The sequence below is a fragment of the Clostridium sp. HV4-5-A1G genome (assembly GCF_900184915.1).
In the GTDB taxonomy this organism is placed as follows: Bacteria; Bacillota; Clostridia; order Clostridiales; family Clostridiaceae; genus Clostridium_B; species Clostridium_B aromativorans.
Genome location: NZ_FXYI02000053.1, coordinates 1 through 18804, shown reverse-complemented (window position 1 = coordinate 18804; position 18804 = coordinate 1). Strand labels below are relative to the sequence as shown.

The 18804-nt window shown below is 33.7% G+C and carries 15 protein-coding genes and 1 other RNA gene; 5 read left to right on the top strand and 11 right to left on the bottom strand.

Annotation, left to right across the window (positions count from 1 at the left end):
- Positions 1–372: 372 nt before the first annotated feature.
- From J5G60_RS07825 to ssrA, 3 genes are all read left to right on the top strand, one after another.
- Complete coding sequence (locus J5G60_RS07825) at positions 373–1737, top strand: aspartate aminotransferase family protein (protein WP_150356217.1); 1365 nt, start codon at positions 373–375, stop codon at positions 1735–1737.
- Between the two features lie 206 nt (positions 1738–1943).
- On the top strand, positions 1944–3338 hold the full coding sequence (locus J5G60_RS07820; protein ID WP_150356218.1) for a hypothetical protein: 1395 nt from the start codon (positions 1944–1946) through the stop codon (positions 3336–3338).
- A 103-nt stretch (positions 3339–3441) separates the two neighbouring features.
- Positions 3442–3801, top strand: a transfer-messenger RNA (tmRNA) gene (ssrA, locus tag J5G60_RS07815).
- 115 nt (positions 3802–3916) lie between these two features.
- Here the strand turns inward: ssrA and J5G60_RS07810 are convergent.
- Complete coding sequence (locus tag J5G60_RS07810) at positions 3917–4753, bottom strand: MerR family transcriptional regulator (protein ID WP_150356219.1); 837 nt, start codon at positions 4751–4753, stop codon at positions 3917–3919.
- A 139-nt stretch (positions 4754–4892) separates the two neighbouring features.
- Between J5G60_RS07810 and J5G60_RS07805 the strand changes: the two genes are divergently transcribed.
- On the top strand, positions 4893–5948 hold the full coding sequence (locus J5G60_RS07805; protein WP_150356220.1) for a cell division protein FtsZ: 1056 nt from the start codon (positions 4893–4895) through the stop codon (positions 5946–5948).
- 36 nt (positions 5949–5984) lie between these two features.
- Positions 5985–6635: a fructose-6-phosphate aldolase gene (gene fsa / locus J5G60_RS07800; RefSeq protein WP_150356221.1), complete on the top strand. Its 651-nt coding sequence runs from the start codon at positions 5985–5987 to the stop codon at positions 6633–6635.
- 169 nt (positions 6636–6804) lie between these two features.
- Here the strand turns inward: fsa and smpB are convergent, their stop codons facing one another.
- From smpB to rpoN, 10 genes are all read right to left on the bottom strand, one after another.
- A complete protein-coding gene (gene smpB / locus J5G60_RS07795; RefSeq protein WP_150356222.1) occupies positions 6805–7275 on the bottom strand; it encodes an SsrA-binding protein SmpB in 471 nt (156 codons plus the stop codon).
- A gap of 33 nt (positions 7276–7308) precedes the next feature.
- Positions 7309–9441 carry a ribonuclease R gene (gene rnr / locus J5G60_RS07790; protein ID WP_150356223.1) on the bottom strand — a complete coding sequence of 711 codons (2133 nt, stop codon included), beginning with the start codon at positions 9439–9441 and terminating at the stop codon, positions 7309–7311.
- Between the two features lie 134 nt (positions 9442–9575).
- The gene (gene secG, locus J5G60_RS07785; RefSeq protein ID WP_150356224.1) at positions 9576–9809 is read right to left on the bottom strand and encodes a preprotein translocase subunit SecG; all 234 of its coding nucleotides are present in this window, start codon (positions 9807–9809) and stop codon (positions 9576–9578) included.
- A 151-nt stretch (positions 9810–9960) separates the two neighbouring features.
- Entirely contained in the window at positions 9961–11253 is a 1293-nt protein-coding gene (gene eno, locus J5G60_RS07780; protein ID WP_150356225.1) for a phosphopyruvate hydratase, read from the bottom strand.
- A gap of 56 nt (positions 11254–11309) precedes the next feature.
- The gene (gene gpmI, locus J5G60_RS07775; protein WP_150356226.1) at positions 11310–12842 is read right to left on the bottom strand and encodes a 2,3-bisphosphoglycerate-independent phosphoglycerate mutase; all 1533 of its coding nucleotides are present in this window, start codon (positions 12840–12842) and stop codon (positions 11310–11312) included.
- 41 nt (positions 12843–12883) lie between these two features.
- A complete protein-coding gene (gene tpiA / locus J5G60_RS07770; protein WP_150356227.1) occupies positions 12884–13630 on the bottom strand; it encodes a triose-phosphate isomerase in 747 nt (248 codons plus the stop codon).
- Between the two features lie 78 nt (positions 13631–13708).
- Entirely contained in the window at positions 13709–14905 is a 1197-nt protein-coding gene (locus tag J5G60_RS07765) for a phosphoglycerate kinase (protein ID WP_150356228.1), read from the bottom strand.
- A 107-nt stretch (positions 14906–15012) separates the two neighbouring features.
- Positions 15013–16020: a type I glyceraldehyde-3-phosphate dehydrogenase gene (gap, locus tag J5G60_RS07760; RefSeq protein WP_150356229.1), complete on the bottom strand. Its 1008-nt coding sequence runs from the start codon at positions 16018–16020 to the stop codon at positions 15013–15015.
- 77 nt (positions 16021–16097) lie between these two features.
- A complete protein-coding gene (locus tag J5G60_RS07755; RefSeq protein ID WP_150356230.1) occupies positions 16098–17123 on the bottom strand; it encodes a sugar-binding transcriptional regulator in 1026 nt (341 codons plus the stop codon).
- A 138-nt stretch (positions 17124–17261) separates the two neighbouring features.
- Positions 17262–18629, bottom strand: coding sequence for an RNA polymerase factor sigma-54 (gene rpoN, locus J5G60_RS07750; RefSeq protein ID WP_150356256.1), 1368 nt, complete (start codon positions 18627–18629; stop codon positions 17262–17264).
- Positions 18630–18804: the final 175 nt, after the last annotated feature.

Below are 18804 nucleotides of genomic sequence, written 5' to 3'. Positions count from 1 at the left end.
ATTTATTCACAAATGAATATTCATTTTCATAAATGAATAGATTGATTAAATAATTGATTAAATATTTGTGGCTCATTCCCAATTCGCTGAAGGCAATAAAATTTTTATTCATAATTGAATTTTATTTTCTTAAGATATCAATTTTTCGTGATCTTAAATTCTTTAATTACTACAAAAGCCTAAATATTTAGACTTTTCCTTTTTTGGCATTCTTTTTGCTCATAAACATTAGTGAATGCATTCACATTTAAAATTTAACCATACTTATATTTCTCTTTTTTAGTAGACATTTTTATTACCTACAATAATTTCTTATCATCAGATGCAAAATTAAAAGTAAAAGTATATAAATTTTTAAGGAGAGTCTAAAAAATGAAATTATCAAATGAACTACCAAAAATTATCACTAAAACACTCCCTGGACCTAAGGGGCAGGCTATTATAGATAGAAGATCAGCTGCATGTGCAGCTGCAATCAAATGCGGTTATCCTGCTGTTATGTCTAGGGCAGAAGGTGCAATGTTCGAGGATCCAGATGGAAACAAGTTCCTTGACTGGGTTGGCGGGGTAGGAGTAACTAACCTTGGTTACAGTAATCCTGAAGTTATTGATGCTATCAAGAAACAAGCTGATAAATTTTGTCATGCAATGTTTAACATTACTACTCATGAAGGTTATGTTTCACTGGCAGAAAAACTAAATAAAATCGTGCCGGTAAAAGGTACTGTTAGAAATACCATGTTTATCAATAGCGGATCAGAAGCTGATGAAAACGCTGTAAAAATCGCTAAAGCTTTCACAAAAAGGCCAAACATAATAGTCTTTTCAGGTGCCTTCCACGGAAGAACAAACTATACAATGGCTATGACTGGTAAAAAAAGTTATGCTATTGCTCAGGGACCTTTCCCAGACGGCATATACAGAGTGGAATTCCCTTACCTCTATAGAAGACCAGAAGGAATGACAGAATCAGATGCCATCGATTACTATATAGGCAAATTAAAAAATGCACTTATCGAATTAACTCCAGCTGATTATTGTGCTGCTATAGTTGTTGAGCCAATACAAGGTGAAGGTGGGTTTGTTCCAGCTCCCATTGAATGGGTTAAAGAAGTTAGAAAAATATGTGACGAAAATGGGATAATGCTCATAGCTGATGAAGTTCAAAGCGGCTTCTCCAGATCGGGAAGAATGTTCGTTTCAGATTATTGGAAAGAAGCAGGTTGCGAACCAGATATCATCACAATGGCTAAATCAATAGCCTGCGGTGTTCCAATGAGTGCAATCACAGCTAGAAAGGAAATATTTGATGGAGTACCATCAGGTACAATAGGTGGTACTTATGGCGGAAACCCACTTGGTTGTGCAGCAGCATTAAAAGTTATCGAAATCATGGAAAGAGAAGATTTTCCAGGAAAAGCACTTAAAATAGGTTCCAAAATAACAGAAGGATATAACCAATGGAAAGAAAAATACGATGTAGTTGGAGATGTAAGAGGTATTGGTTCAATGATCGGCATTGAATTCGTAACTGACAAAAAATCTAAGACACCAAATCCAGCAATAGTTAGTGCAATAATTAGCGATGCAGCTAAAATGGGTTTGATACTTGAAAATGCAGGTACTTATGGAAATGTTATCAGACTATTAGCTCCGCTTTGTATGACTGACGAGCAGGTCAATGCAGGTCTTGAAATATTTGAAAAAGCTATTGTAAAGAATTTAGCTGTAAAATAATTAAAGTTGTAAGACCATATTGAATTATTCTTTATTACTCATTTTATAATAAATTTCCACCAGCTTTTAACTGGTGGCTTTTTCTTTTAATTCTAAAACACCATGTTATTAAAGATTCATATTTAGCAAATTAAAAAATTTTTAATCACCCCAAAAAATTTTTCTGCATAAATTGATAATATACTCATTTTATGCGGAGGTCATGTATGAACATTTTACTGACAAACCTACACTACATCTATATAATTTTTATTTTCATAATAATTATAGCCATGGCATTTAAACGAGACATATCACTTATATGCATAATTGGGATTTTCATATTGGGCATATTTGCAACAAATTCCATACCTAAATCCGTCATGGGGATTTTTAACAGTTTTGTCTATGCTACTAAAGAGCTTATGCCTACGATTTTTATAATATCTATAATAACCGCTATGAGCAACGTTATGGTTGTCGTTGGAATAAATAAAGAACTGGTATCTCCCTTTAAAAAAATAATGAAATCCTATTGGATGTGCTATTGGATTATAGGCATCATCATGATGGCCCTGTCCTGGTTTTTCTGGCCATCTCCTGCTGTAGCCTTAATAGGAGCATTATTCTTACCTATAGCTAAAAAAGTAGGTCTTCCGCCTATAGGTGCTGCAGTAGCCATGAACTTATTTGGCCATGGTATAGCTCTGTCCAGTGATTTCATAATACAAGCAGCTCCAAAACTCACAGCTGATGCGGCAGGAATAAAAGTTTCCAGTGTTATATCTGCAAGTATACCTTTAACCATAATAATGGGAGCAGTCACTACAATCACAGCTTTTTATATGCTGAGAAGAGATATGAAAAATGGAAATATAGACATGAGCTTTCAAAAAGAAGAAATGATAATGGAAAGAGAAAAAAACACTATTGTCATACCACGTTTTTTGAGAAAATTACTGACCATATTGACAATAGCTATATTTCTGTCGGATATAGTACTTATGTATATATTCAAACTTCAGGGAGGAGATGCAACAGCTTTAATAGGTGGAACTGCTGTGTTCATTTTGAGCTTGATTTCAATTATAGCTTACCGTAAAAGATGTCTCGAAAAAATCACCTCTCATATTGTAGACGGCCTTATATTCGGATTCAAAATATTTGGTATAGTCATTCCTATAGCAGCCTTTTTTTACCTCGGAGATTCAGCTTTCACTGAAATATTTGGAAAGGTACTTCCTGCATCCTCTAACGGCATTGTCAATGACCTGGGAGTAGCTTTCTCAAATATAGCGCCTGCCAATCCTCTTCTGGCATCTGGTACTTTAACTGCGGTTGGTGCTATAACGGGACTGGACGGTTCAGGGTTTTCAGGTATACCACTAGTAGGATCTATAGCAAAATTATTTTCCACAGCAATAGGAGGCGGTGTATCTACATTGACAGCTATGGGCCAAATAGCAGGTATATGGGTTGGAGGCGGAACTATAATTCCCTGGGCTGTAATACCTGTTGCAGCTATATGTAAGGTAAATCCCTTTGAACTTGCCAAAAGAAATCTAATACCAGTTATAATAGGCTTAGTGGTAACTACTATATTTGCATCATTTTTAATATGAATATAAAATTTTTAAGTTGACTTATTGAAGGTTAGATGATATAATTTAATACTGCATCAGTTTGTTGCTGTATGCAGTATTAGAGCAATATATCTTATAACCTGGGGGCGCAATGGTTTCGACGGGGATGAGATGTGTTTGAGAAGCGAGTCGAGGGAACCTGTGGACCCGCGTTAAAAAACTATGGGATTAAATTTAAACGCAAATAATAACGAAAATTTAGCTTTAGCAGCATAGTCTGCTAGCCGTCAGCCTGGATTTCCCGCGCTCCAGTGTCTGGCGCCGACAGCGGGGTACCGAGTCCAGCAAAGCTTTGACCTGGAAACGGAAATTATGAAGCTACTGAATTCAGAAGCCTGTCCTTAAGCGTCTGAAGGAGGGAATGTCAAACTAGGGACTGCACTCGGAGATGCTCAAATGTTTCCATTTTCGGACAGGAGTTCGATTCTCCTCGCCTCCACCATACATATCAATATCTAAAAACTATTTGACATACATTTTTTCGCCATACTACTAAAAATGTTTAAAATTTTTCTCTTTATTAGGACAAGAATATAAAAAATTAATCTCTTTAAATTTTATCTGAATTTAAATATTTGAAATAACTTATTCAAAAATCCTTTATTGGCATTATCCATTTCTACTTGGTATTGAGTATAATACGCATCCTTTATAACTTTTTTAAAACCTTTAACTTCCTTTATTAAATGTTCACTATTAGTTAAACATGATTGAAAAAATCCATTAAAATTATCTTGTAAATTAAGTTTTAATTCGTCATTTTTACTATCAATTTTTTTAGATATAAATTTTGTCATCTTGTCAATAAACTGGTTGTGTAAATCTAAGTTAATTTCATCAATTTTATCAAATTTAGAATTTAGATATTCTTTAATTTCCTCAAATAAATCCTGTTTGAATTTATCAAGGCTTTTATTTTGAGCCTCAATAATTGCTGAGGTAATATTTTTAATATATAATAAATTGACCTTTTGTATATCATCATTTAACTGAATTTTAAAATTATCAAATTGAATTCGTTGTTCTTCTTTAATTGAATCAATAAGTTCTTCAACAGATAATAAATTACTTCCTGGATGCTGAACTTCATTATCATTCAAAGGTAATTTGCTATAATAATCTTGAATTTCTTTAAGAGACATGCCCCTATTTTTTAATTTTATCAAAAACTCTAATTTATCGATATCAGCATCAGTATAACGCAATTCTTTATCTACTATTTGAATTTTTAGAAGATCGTCAAATATATTTGTATAATATTTTATGTTATTAATATTTTCATTCAACAGATTAGCAACCTGATCAATAGAATAGTACAGTATTTCGCCTCTTTTCTTATTTTGAATTCTATGATCAACTTTTTGTGTATCTATATATTTATCTTTATTATCCATAATAATTAATCCCCCTTTTTCTTTTTTCGAGCAACTAGAAGATAAGCTTAAGTAAAAAATATTATTAGTTTAAAAAATATAATGTTACTCTGACTTTTTTCGATAATATATATATAAAATATACTAAGGGTGATTAATTATGGAAAAAGGCAAAATGTTATTGGTTTCACTAGGTCAAGGTGCTGGGAACATTGTAGATGGATTACTAAACAGGAATCCAAGATACAATGGATTATTTATAAATAGCAGTTTATTTGATATTAAACCATTAAAAAATGCAGATATGACAAAAAATGTATATTTGTACCCAGGAACAGATGGTTCAGGAAGAGACAGATCTAAATCCAAAGAAATGATAAAAGATAATGCTAATGCTATAGGAACATTATTGAGCAAATACCCTTTGACAGAAGTGGTTGTAGTACTTACAACTATGGCTGGAGGGACAGGTTCTGGGGCAATAAAAACCTTTGTACAAATAGTAAAAAAAGTGTTACCAAATTCTAAAATAAATGTAGTGGCTATTTTACCCAGTTTAAAAGAAGACGAGTTAGCATTTAAAAATACACTGGAATGTTGGAATGATATAAATAGTATAATGGATTTAATAAATGACGTTAAATTTGTAGATAATAATAAAAGGAACACGTATAAAGAAATTAATAATGAAGTAATTGAAAGCTTGGATCTGGCATATAACATAATAGGTATCCATGCCTATGGTACCATTGATAATAAAGATTCATTCAAAATAAATACAGCAGATGGGTCAGGACTTATTTTAAAATTGTATGATGGGTTAAAAGATGTTAAAACTGCTGTTGATCTGGCAATAAAAAATAGTGTGTTTGTTCAACCAGATGTATATGATTGTGATTATTTGGGGATCAATTTAAAAATTGACGGGTATGATCCATATGAAGTGACTAAATTATTTGAAGTTTATAGAAGTACATATATAACATATAATAAGAAAAATAATATAGTAATTCTTGGAGGATGTGAAACTCCTACAGAATCAATAAATTTAATAAAGATAGCTTTAGAGGATAAAAATAAAAGAAAATTATCAAGAAATAAAAAAAGAAGTGTTATTATTGATCTAGATACAGATAGTAAAGAAAAGGAAGATGAATTAGATGTACTCAATAATAACGAACTTAGTAATTTATTGGAAGATAATTATGATTTCTAGATCTATTATTCATTGATTTCAAGGAGGTTTGAAAATATGAAATTATTTATAGATACTGCCAACGTAGATGAAATACGAAAGGCCAATGAAATGGGTGTAATCTGTGGGGTTACTACAAATCCTTCTTTAATTGCAAGGGAAGGTAGAAATTTCAGGGAAGTTGTAAAAGAAATAACCACCATAATAGATGGTCCCATAAGTGCAGAAGTTATAAGTCTCGAGGCTGATAAAATGGTAGAAGAAGCTAAAGAATTAGCTAAAATACACAGGAATATAGTAGTAAAAATTCCCATGACCTCTGAAGGTTTAAAAGCTGTAAAGATTCTTTCAAAAATCGATATAAAAACCAACATAACATTGGTTTTCTCTGCCTGCCAGGCATTACTTGCTGCAAGGGCCGGTGCAACTTACGTAAGTCCTTTCTTGGGCAGATTAGATGACATTGGAATAAACGGAATTGAACTCATAGAAGAGATAGTTCCCATATTTAAGCTTCACAATATCACCACAAAAATTATCTCAGCCAGCATAAGAGGACCTCTCCATGTTATAAATGCTGCAAAAGCAGGATCAGACATTGCAACAATTCCCTATAAAGTTTTAATGCAAATGATTAAACATCCTCTAACTGATATAGGAATTCAAAGATTTTTAGACGACTGGAAAACCGTACCCAAAAATTCTTAAACTCTAGGTTGGTTATATATTGTACAATGAGGGATACTGAGCAGTTCACAGCTTTTCCTGTACCATTCACTTTAAATATGAATATTTTCACCTAAATCTCTATTTAAGGTATCCCTCAGATATCTTATAAAACAAAAAGCTAACCTGAACTCGAGAATCACTTGATCTCCTATCTATACTTTTGTTTCATCTGCCTGTCTATATCTCTCTTGGCTGCTTTCTCTAAAAGTGCATTTCTTTTGTCGTAATTTTTCTTCCCCTTTACAACTGCTAAATTTACCTTCACCCTTCCATGTTTAAGGTAAAGAGATAATGGAACAAGTGTATATCCCTGCTGGGTAGTGTATCCAGCCAATTTCATTATTTCTTTCTTATGAAGAAGTAATTTTCTGTCTCTTAAAGGATCTTTATTAAAAATACTTCCTTTATCATAGGGACTTATGTGCATATTCCTTATAAATATTTCTCCATTTCTTATTTCTCCATAGCTATCTTTTAAATTGGACTTGCCCTCTCTTATAGATTTGACTTCCGTTCCAACCAATTCTATTCCAGCTTCTATAGTCTCTTCAATAAAATAGTCATGTCTCGCCTTTCTATTTTCAGCAAGAGTTTTATTACTGGACTTTTTTTTAAGCATGATAATATCACAATCCCCCTTTTATTTCAGTGTTCAATTTTTATCTAAACTGTTTCTTCCTACTAATTCGAAATATATTTCGTGTGCGAACATATCCACTTTTAACACACGAATTTTCACTTCATCTCCCAATTTGTATATATTCCTGGTTTTTTCCCCCATGAGGCTCAGATGCTTTTCATCATATAGATAATAATCATCCTCTAAAGTGCTAATATGAATCAGTCCTTCAACTGTATTTGGAAGTTCAACAAACATCCCAAAATTAGTAACTGAAGATACTATACCATCATATTCTTCGCCGATTCTCTTGCTCATATACTCTGCCTTTTTAAGATCGTCTACTTCTCTCTCAGCATCTTGAGCCAATCTCTCTGTATCAGAAGACTGTCTTGATGCATACTCAACTTCTTTAGCTAACTTTTTTATTCTGATTTCATTTAACTTCCCATTTATAAACTCCTTAATTATCCTGTGAATAATTAAATCAGGGTATCTTCTTATGGGTGAAGTAAAATGGCAGTAATACCTGGCTGCCAGTCCAAAATGGCCTACACATTCTGGTGAATATCTGGCCTGTTTCATAGAACGAAGCAGCAGTGTACTTACCACTGTTTCCTCCTTCTTCCCCCTTACTTTTTCTATAATATCCTGAAGAGCCTTAGGATGAATTTCCTGCCCCCACTTAACTGCATAACCCAGATTATGGACAAACTCGTTAAAACGCATTAATTTTTCCTCATCTGGATCCTCATGTATTCTGTATACAAAGGGTATACTAGTCCAAAACATATGCTCTGCTATGGTCTCATTACATACTAACATAAATTCTTCTATTATTCTATTTGATATCCCCCTCTCATAGGGTTCAATTTTTACGGGTACTCCCAATGAATCCAGCGTTATTTTACATTCTTCAAAGTCAAAGTCTATAGCACCCCTTATCTTTCTTTTTCTATTTAAGATCCTGCAAAGTTCTTCCATGAGTTTAAATGTATCTACAAGATAATCATACCTTTTTATAACTTCTGCATCCTCATTTTTAAGTATTTTAGTGACAGCTGTATAGGTCATCCTCTCATTGCTTCTTATTATGCTCTCTACAATATTATGTTTTAATACTTTTCCTTTTCTATCTATTTCCATAAGACAGCTTAAAGTCAACCTATCTTCATTGGGATTTAAACTGCAGATGCCATTGGATAATTTTCGTGGAAGCATTGGTATAACTCTGTCTATAAGATATACTGAATTTCCTCTTTTTAACGCTTCTTTATCCAGAGGACTTTTTTCATTCACATAATGTGATACATCAGCTATGTGAACTCCTAGATAATAATTGCCATTTTCAAGCTTTCTTAAAGATACAGCATCATCTAAATCTTTAGCATCTTCACCATCTATAGTGACTGTAATGACATTTCTCAGATCAACTCTTCTTTTATATTCACTCTTAGGTATTTCCACAGGTATATTTTCTGCATAGGACAAAACCTTTGCCGGGAATTCTTCCGGAAGATTATTTTTCTTTATTATAGTCAATATGTCTATTCCCTTTTCTCCTCTTTTGCCTAAAATATCTATTATTTTTCCCTCTGGATTCCTTCTATTATCAGACCACTTGGTCACTTGAACAGTCACTATATCTCCTGTTTTTGCACCTTTTTTACACTCTTTAGGTATAAATACATCCTGACATATACGCTTTTCCTCTGGAACAACAAAGCCGAAATTTTTACTATCTTCAAAAGTACCTATTATTGTCTTATTTGCTCTTTCAAGTATTCTTATTATTTCGCCCTCACACTTTTTTCCGTTATTCTCCTCTTTAGTTACTTTGACTACAACTTTATCTCCATTCATGGCACCATTCAAGAAAGAAGAAGATACAAATACATCCATTCTTTCATTATCCGGTATAACAAACCCATACCCCTTTTGGTGACCCTGAAATCTACCCGTAACAAGCCCCATTTTGTCAGGTAATCCATATCTATTTGTACGTGTTCTAATTACCGATCCTTCCTTTTCCAGCTGATCTACAATTTTTTTAAAATCCTCTATTTCACTCTTCTTTATACAAAATACTTTTCTCAATTCTTTTACTGTCATAGGCTTGTATGCTTGTTCTTTCATAAAATTTATAATTGCTTCTTTTATATTCATCTTTTCACCACCTTTTATTATATTGACATTAAAGGAAAAAAATATTCAATATTAAGAACAAATGTATTTAAATCTCTATAAAAAATAAATAGAGTAAATCATACTCTATTCATATAAACTCCCTTCAAATATAGCTATTTCATTAAATTTTGAATTATACATATAACTGCAAATACTATAGCCAAAAAAACAGTTAATCTGGACAGCATGGCTTCTGATGTCCTGGACTTATTTCTTGAATAAAAGCTTTCAGCTACACCTCCAGATATGAAACCACTTAGTCCATTGGTTTTTCCTGGCTGCATAAGAACTACCGCCACAAGCATAATTCCTATTATCAATTGTAAAATCATTAAAAAAATATTCATGGCCCTTCACCTCCTGCCAGTACATGCAAAGTATTATCTTCCTGAATCTACATACATTTAATATTAACATATATAAATACTAATTTCAATTTATAAAAACTTAAACGGTGAAGTCCAGACACTTATAATCAAACTCCACCGTCCCTAAAAATTACCTGATACTATAAAGTGCATCCAATCCTCTATACTCAGCTGCTTCTCCTAATTCCTCTTCTATTCTTAAAAGTTGATTGTATTTTGCCACCCTCTCACTTCTGGCTGGAGCCCCGGTTTTTATCTGACCTGCATTTACTGCTACCACCAGATCCGCAATAGTTGTATCCTCTGTTTCACCGGATCTATGGGATACCACTGCAGTATAACCGGCTCTTTCTGCCATTTCTATGGCATTTAATGTTTCTGTAAGGGTTCCTATCTGATTTAATTTTATAAGTATAGAATTTGCAACCTTTTTAGATATGCCCTTTTTCAGCCTCTTAGTATTTGTTACAAAAAGGTCATCACCCACCAATTGTATTTTATTTCCCAATTTTTCAGTAAGCATTGCCCATCCTTCCCAATCTTCTTCAGCCATTCCATCCTCCAGTGAAATCACAGGATATTTCTCCGTAATTTCAACATAGAAATTCACCATTTCTTCAGGAGTTAAAACTTTTCCCTCGCTTTTTAGATTATATTTTCCATCTTCATAGAATTCAGATGAAGCAGGGTCCAATGCTATATATATATCTTTTCCCGGCCTGTATCCAGCTTTTTGTATGGCCTCAACTATAACTTGTATTGCCTCTTCATTGGATTTTAAATTTGGAGCAAATCCACCCTCATCACCCACTCCGGTGTCATACCCTTTAGATTTTAATATGGATTTTAACGTATGATAAACTTCTGAACCCATTCTAAGAGCCTCACTAAAACTTGGTGCCCCTGCAGGCATTATCATGAACTCCTGAAGGTCTACATTGTTATCTGCATGTTTCCCTCCATTTAATATATTCATCATCGGTACAGGAAGAACTTTTGCATTTACCCCTCCTATATATTGATAAAGACTTAATCCCAAATATTCAGCTGCAGCTCTCGCACATGCAAGAGATACGCCAAGCATGGCATTGGCCCCTAATTTCCCTTTATTATCAGTTCCGTCCAATTCTATCATTGTTTTATCTATCAACACCTGATCAAATGAATTCATCCCTATAAGTTCTTCTGCTATGTAATTGTTCACATTATCTACAGCTTTTAGTACACCTTTCCCTTTGTACTTCTCAGTCTCTCCATCCCTGAGTTCTACAGCTTCAAACTCTCCTGTAGATGCCCCAGACGGTACTGCTGCTTTTCCCATAGTGCCATCCTCCAGTACAACTTCTACTTCTACAGTAGGATTTGATCTTGAATCAAGTATTTGTCTTGCCGTTACATCCACTATTTCTATATAATTTTTCATAAACACCAGCCATTATGAAAAATAATGGCCTTCTCAACTCCTTTCAAATAAACATATTATTTCAAAATAAGACTTTTACCTGTCATTTCTTCAGGTTTTTCAAGTCCCATAATTTCTAGCATCGTAGGTGCAATATCAGCTAATATGCCATCTTTCCTTAAGGGATTTGTATTTTTTGATATATATACAAACGGTACCTTATTAGTGGTATGAGCTGTCATAGGCTTTTGTGTAGAATAATCTATCATCTGTTCAGAATTCCCATGATCTGCAGTTATAAATACAGTTCCATCTTTCTCTAATACTTTATTCACAATTTTGCCCAGACATTCATCTACCGCTTCTATGGCCGCTTTAGCCGCCTCAAAAACTCCTGTATGCCCTACCATATCTGGATTTGCAAAATTCAATATTATCATATCGTATTTATCCATATCTAATCTATCTAATAATTGAGCTGTAACTTCTCTAGCACTCATTTCAGGCTTTAAATCATAAGTGGCAACTTTAGGTGAAGGTATAAGCACCCTGTCTTCATTCCTATTTGGCACTTCAACTCCTCCATTGAAAAAGAAAGTAACATGTGCATACTTTTCGGTTTCCGCTATTCTCAATTGATTTTTTCCCATATTACTCACATATTCTCCCAGAGTGTTTTTGTAATATTCATTCTGGAAAGCTGCATCTACATTTTCTATAGTAGCATCATAATCAGTCATGGTTACAAATTCCAGATTGAGTCTATCTCTTTTGAAGCCATCGAAAGTATTATCATTTATGGCTCTTGTAAGCTGTCTTGCCCTATCCGGTCTGAAGTTGAAAAATATCACAGAATCTCCATTCTTTATAGTAGTTACAGGAACTCCCTTCGTCTCGATCACAGCTGGAACTATAAATTCATCCGTCTTGCCATTTTCATAAGAATTCTCTATAGCTTCCAATGCACTATTAGCTTTATTCCCTTTGCCATACACCAGTGCATTGTATGCCAATTTTACCCTTTCCCATCTCTTATCTCTATCCATAGCATAATATCTGCCTGATACTGTCGCTATTTTACCCACTCCAATGTCATCCATATATTGACTTATATCTCTTATATAGCTGGCAGCTGAAGATGGCGGAACATCTCTTCCATCTGTAAAAGCATGAATATATACTCTATTAATACCCCTTCTCTTGGCAAGCTGCAGAAGTCCCTTTAGATGATCCATATGAGAATGTACTCCTCCAGTTGATACAAGTCCCAGCAGATGAAGATCTGAATTGTTTTCAATAACATTATCCATGGCTTTATTTAAAGATTTATTATCAAAAAAACTTCCATCTTCTATAGATTTTGTAATTCTGGATAAATCCTGATATACTATTCTCCCCGCACCTATATTCAAATGTCCTACTTCTGAATTGCCCATCTGACCCTCCGGCAATCCCACACTCAATCCACTTGCTGACAACTCAGTATGAGGATATTGTTTAATATATTTATCAAAATTAGGTTTATACGCTGCTCTGACTGCATTTCCTTCTTTTTTTTCAGAAATTCCAAAACCATCTAATATTATAAGTATTACTGGATTTTTTTTCATTTTTACCTCCAAAACTTTTAAAAGAGCTCAAATAAATTTTTTCAATAATTTACTATCGCTGAAAAATCAGCTGATTTTAAGCTTGCTCCTCCAACTAAGGCCCCATCTATCTCAGGCTGTGCCATCTGTGCTTTTATCGTATATGGTTTCACAGAACCACCATATTGAATTCTTATTTTTTCCGCAGTTTCTTTTCCATACATTGAAGCTATTACACTTCTTATATAGCCTATGGTTTCATTTGCCTGTTCATCCGTTGCCGTTCTGCCTGTTCCTATAGCCCATATGGGTTCATAAGCAACTACCAGCTTTTCAATTTTTTCATTTTTAATACCTGCCAGATCTAATTTTACTTGCTTCCCCAAAACTTCATGGGTAATATTCAATTCTCTCTCATCCAATGTCTCTCCACAGCAGACTATTGGAATCATATCATACTCAAAGGCCTTTTTAATTTTTTTGTTAATACTCTTATCCGTTTCAGCAAAATATTGTCTTCTCTCACTATGCCCAATTATAACATAATCTGCCCCAATGGATCTAAGCATATGTGGAGATACTTCACCGGTATAGGCACCGCTTTCCTCGTAGTGCATATTCTGTGCCCCAACCTTTATATTAGTTCCTTTTACTGCCTTTATTACTTCACTTAAACAAACATACGGAGGACATATCACTACATCACATTTTGCATTCTTTACAAGAGGTTTCAATTCCTCTATCAACTTCAACGCCTCATCTAAGGTTTTATTCATTTTCCAATTTCCAGCTATTATTGGTTTTCTCATTTATATCAAACCCTCCTCTTTTTAATCAAAGTTCAAATATTAAATATACTAAGCTTTAATTCTAATCCCCGCTCATTGTTATTTATCATTAAGTGCTGCTATTCCAGGCAATTCCTTCCCTTCCAAAAATTCCAGAGAAGCACCGCCGCCAGTAGATATATGTGTCATCCTGCTGCCAAACCCAAATTGATTAACAGCTGCTGCACTGTCTCCACCACCTATAATTGTAGTAGCATTTGATTCTGCCATGGCTTTAGCTACGGCAAAGGTACCATTGGCAAAATTCTTAAATTCAAACACCCCCATAGGCCCATTCCAAACTATAGTTTTAGCATCTGCTATTGCATTTTCATACAATTTACATGTTTTAGGTCCAATATCCAGCCCCATATACCCTTCCTCTATATTTTCCGTTTCTGTAACAATGGGTTTCGCATTTGCATCGAACTTATCTGCCGCTACATTGTCTACAGGTAAAAGTAACTTTACTTTTTTAACCCTTGCTTTATCTATCATTTCTCCAGCATATTCTATTTTATCCTCTTCCACCATGGAATTTCCTATAGTATATCCCTGAGCTTTGGCAAAAGTATAACTCATACCCCCGCCTATTATAAGGGTATCCACTTTTTCAAGTAAATTATTTATTACATTTATCTTATCTGAAATTTTAGCCCCGCCCAGTATTGCAACGAAGGGTCTGGTTGGATTTTCAACTGCATCTCCCAAGAATTTAAGTTCCTTTTGAATAAGATAACCGCATACGGCTGTATTCAAAAATTTAGTAACCCCAACTGTGGAGCAATGAGCTCTATGAGCCGTTCCAAAAGCATCATTCACAAAGATTTCGGCAAGAGATGCCAGCTCTTTAGAAAAATTATCTTCATTTTTGGTTTCCTCTATTCTGTATCGTGTATTTTGTAACAATACTACATCTCCACTTTTCATATCCTGGACGGCATATTTTGCGTTTTCTCCCACTACATTGTCATCCGCTGCAAATATAACTTGTTTTTTGAGCATTTCTGAAAGCCTTTTTGCAACTGGTTCCAGCGACAATTCAGGCTTTGGTTCCCCCTTTGGCTTCCCGAGATGGGAACAAAGTATAACTTTTGCACCATTTCTTATCAGATACTTTATAGTTGGAAGAGCTCCAATCAATCTATTTTCATCCGTTATTGTGCCATCTTTTAGTGGAACATTAAAATCACATCTTACTAACACTCTCTTTCCACTTACATCTATGTCCTCTATCGTTTTTTTATTAAAAACCATTCTGCAATCAACTCCTTTACTAAAATTTTACCTTATATTTACCACTAAGTACATAGTAAATAAGCCCGGCCTCATAGTCAAAACTACAAAACCAGGCCTTATAATAATTATAATCTATCAGCTACATATTTAGTCAAATCTGCCAATCTATTTGAATATCCAAACTCATTGTCATACCAGGCAATAACCTTCACCATATTTCCCTCTATAACCATAGTTGACAATCCATCCACTATGGAGGATCTCTCGTCTCCCCTGTAATCTACAGATACCAATGGTTCATCACTATAACCGAGTATTCCTTTCATATCAGTTCCAGCAGCTTTCTTAAATGCATCGTTCACCTCTTCTACTGTGACATCTCTGGATACTTCTGCTACCAAATCTGTACATGACACTGTAGGAGTAGGCACTCTAAGCGCAAATCCATTTAATTTTCCCTTCAATTGGGGAAGTACCAAAGCAACTGCTTTTGCAGCACCTGTAGTTGTAGGAATCATGGATTCACAGGCAGCTCTTGCCCTTCTTAAATCTTTATGTGGAGCATCCAGCAGTCTCTGATCTCCTGTATAAGAATGAACTGTAGTCATCAGTCCTTTTACTATTTTAAACTCTCTATCCAAAACTTTTGCAAAAGGTGCCAAGCAGTTTGTAGTACAGGAAGCATTCGAAATTATATTGTGCGCAGCAGCATCATATTTTTCTTCGTTAACTCCCATAACTATCGTTATATCTTCATTTTTAGCCGGTGCAGATATTAAAACTTTTTTAACTGTTCCGCCAAGATGTACTTTGGCTTTTGTAGCATCAGTAAACAAACCTGTTGACTCAATAACTATTTCAGTACCCAATGAATCCCAATCTATATTTTTAGGATCCCTTTCTGCAAATATCTTTATTTCATTACCATTTACAACTATTGAATTGTCCTTTGCTTCTACAGTCCCATCAAATCTTCCATATAAAGAATCATATTTCAAAAGATGTGCCAGTGTTTTTGCACTAGTTAAATCATTGATACCTACAATTTCCAGGTCGTTTGAATAATGCTTAACCAGTGCCTTAAATACATTTCTTCCTATTCTCCCAAAACCATTAATTCCAACTTTAACCATTCATAATTCCTCCTATAATAATTAAATATTTATATTTAACAATTAAATTAATAGCAAATTTATTTTAATCCTTAAAATTACTTGATAAATTTCACAATTTGCCTGGCAGCCCCCTCGTCAGTAATCAAAATGCTGTTACGGTTATTTCTTTCAACGGCCAACATGGCCTCTGCTTTACTGCTCCCTCCTGCCACAGCTATCAGTGTCTTAATTTTTCCTATTCTTTCATTCTTTATTCCTATACTGGGAGTAGAGTATATTATTTTCCCCTGTTTATCAAAATAATATCCAAAAGCTTCCCCTACTGCACCTTTTAACTGTATTTCACCGATCTTATCCTCGGACATCCCTCTTCTTTTTGCCATTTTATAGGCCCTTCCTATGCCATATATGAGTATATCCGCATTATATATATTTTTTATTATGTCTTTTACATCTTTCTCCTTAATAATAGTTTTCACAGCTTCATCACTCAAATTATCAGGTACATGAAGCAATTTATACGTTCCAGCAATTTTATTTGCCAATTTAGCAGACAGGGTATTTGCCTGGGTTTCCACATTTCTTCCCATACCACCTCTAGCTGGTACTACCAATACGTTTTTTAAGTTGGAAGCTTCAGTAATATTATCAATGACAGCTTTCACCGTAGATCCGCCTGTAAGCGCAATTATATCATTGTCCTTTACTATGCTTTTAAAATAATTTGCAGCAGTTCTTCCTATTTCATTCACCACGGTTTTATCTTTGTCACAATCTCCTGGTACAATTATAATATCTTTCAGTTCAAGATTATCTTTTATAAACTTCTCAATCTCAGACAATCCTCTCAACTCACGTATGAAATCTTTAAGCTTGTTGATAATTTCTTCACCTTCTACTGTCACCGTCATACCTGGAGCATTTATTTCAATAAAACCTTGAGCCCTCAAAAAATTTATTTCTGCTCTAACTATTCTCTCTCCAATGCCCAAATTATTTGCCAGTACTCTTCTTCCAACAGGCTGGTTATAGTATATAGTTCTTAAAATATCATATCTTTTTTTTAATAATCCTATTAATTCAGGTACTATTTTTTGTTGAAATTTAAGTATGTCTTCCAACATTACACCTCCGGGCTTTAAATTGTCCCACTATTTCATAAATTGTCCCACTAATATTATAAAAAATATATGGATTTTTTTAAATAGTATTTTAAAAAAAATTACCATTATTTTTAATAACATATAACACAGGGAGAATTAAAATCTTTTTCTCCCCTTCGATGATTTTATACCCATATCTTCTCTATATTTTGCAACAGTTCTCCTGGAAATATTCATACCATGCTCATTTATCAGATCACATATTTTTTGATCCGACAATGGTTTTTTCCTATCTTCTTCATCTATCATTTTCTTAATTTTATTTTTAATAATAAGCGCCGATACATTTTCTCCATTAAATCCGCTTATTATTCCAGTAGTAAATAGAGCTTTTATTTTTATTGTTCCCTTGCTGGTATATATATATTTATCCCTTATAGCCCTGCTTATAGTGGACTCATGCATATTCATACTGTCTGCTATTTCTTTCAAAGTCATGGGTTTCAGATATCTCTCACCATAGTCAAAATAATCCCTTTGTTTTTCCAATATTTTTTCAAGTACTCTATATATAGTACTTTTTCTATGCTGTATACTTTTCATCAAAAACAGTGCACTATTTAATTTTTCTTTTACATAACTCACTGCATCTTTATCGTTTTCATTATTGATTATGTCCTTATACATTGAGTTTATAGTCAATTTTGGGGTTAAATCATCATTCATAATTATATAATATTCATTATCAATTTTTCTTATATATGCATCCGGTACTATATATTTTACATCCTCCCCGGTATAGAATCCCCTGGAGGGTTTCGGATCGAGAGTCTTTATTAAATCCCCATATTCTTGAGCTTGTTTTACATCTATATTCAATTCTCTTGCTATAACATTGTATTTATTTTCCGCTATCATCTCAAGATATCTATCCACTATTATAGATATCCTTTCATCCTCTATTCCCTTCTGTCTTATCTGTATTTTTAAACACTCCGCTAAATTTCTTGCCCCTATTCCACAAGGCTCAAGGGCTTGTATTACGTTTACACAGTATGCTGCCAGATCTTTTGAAATCTTAAGTTCCTCTTCTATTTCTCCATTTTCCAGCACTAAGTATCCTCTATCATCTATATTTTCTATAATATACAGACATATTGCCTTTACATAATTATTTTCATCAAGATCCCTCACCTGACCTTTTAGATATTCCTTCAAAGACTTTTTTTCAGAAATAAAATTAAATGGGGATATCTCCTCATCATCACTTTTTTCATAACTGTGATGGCTGTAATTGTCAAAATCAAGATTTTTTATAATTTCCCTATAATCCAATTTATCTTTTTCCATTTCGTTATTATTGGCATTGGATTCTTTAACATCAAGTACCGGATTTTCTTGAATTTCTTTTTCTACATATTCTTGAAGTTCAAAACTTGACATTTGAAGCAGCTTCACAGATAGCTGCATTTCTTGAGTCATAATCAACTTCTGTTCTTGAGTTAAATTAAGGCTAAAATCCATATTCACATTTATACACCTCCATTCACAATTATCATGTTTAATTGCCTGAATTATAGTTAAAATTTATTTCTTTACTTTTATTATATCATGAAGTAATAAAATTAATAAAAATTTTATTAAAAGTTTTTTATCGATAAATATAAAAACAGAATTTAGTACTAAAATACTATAATAC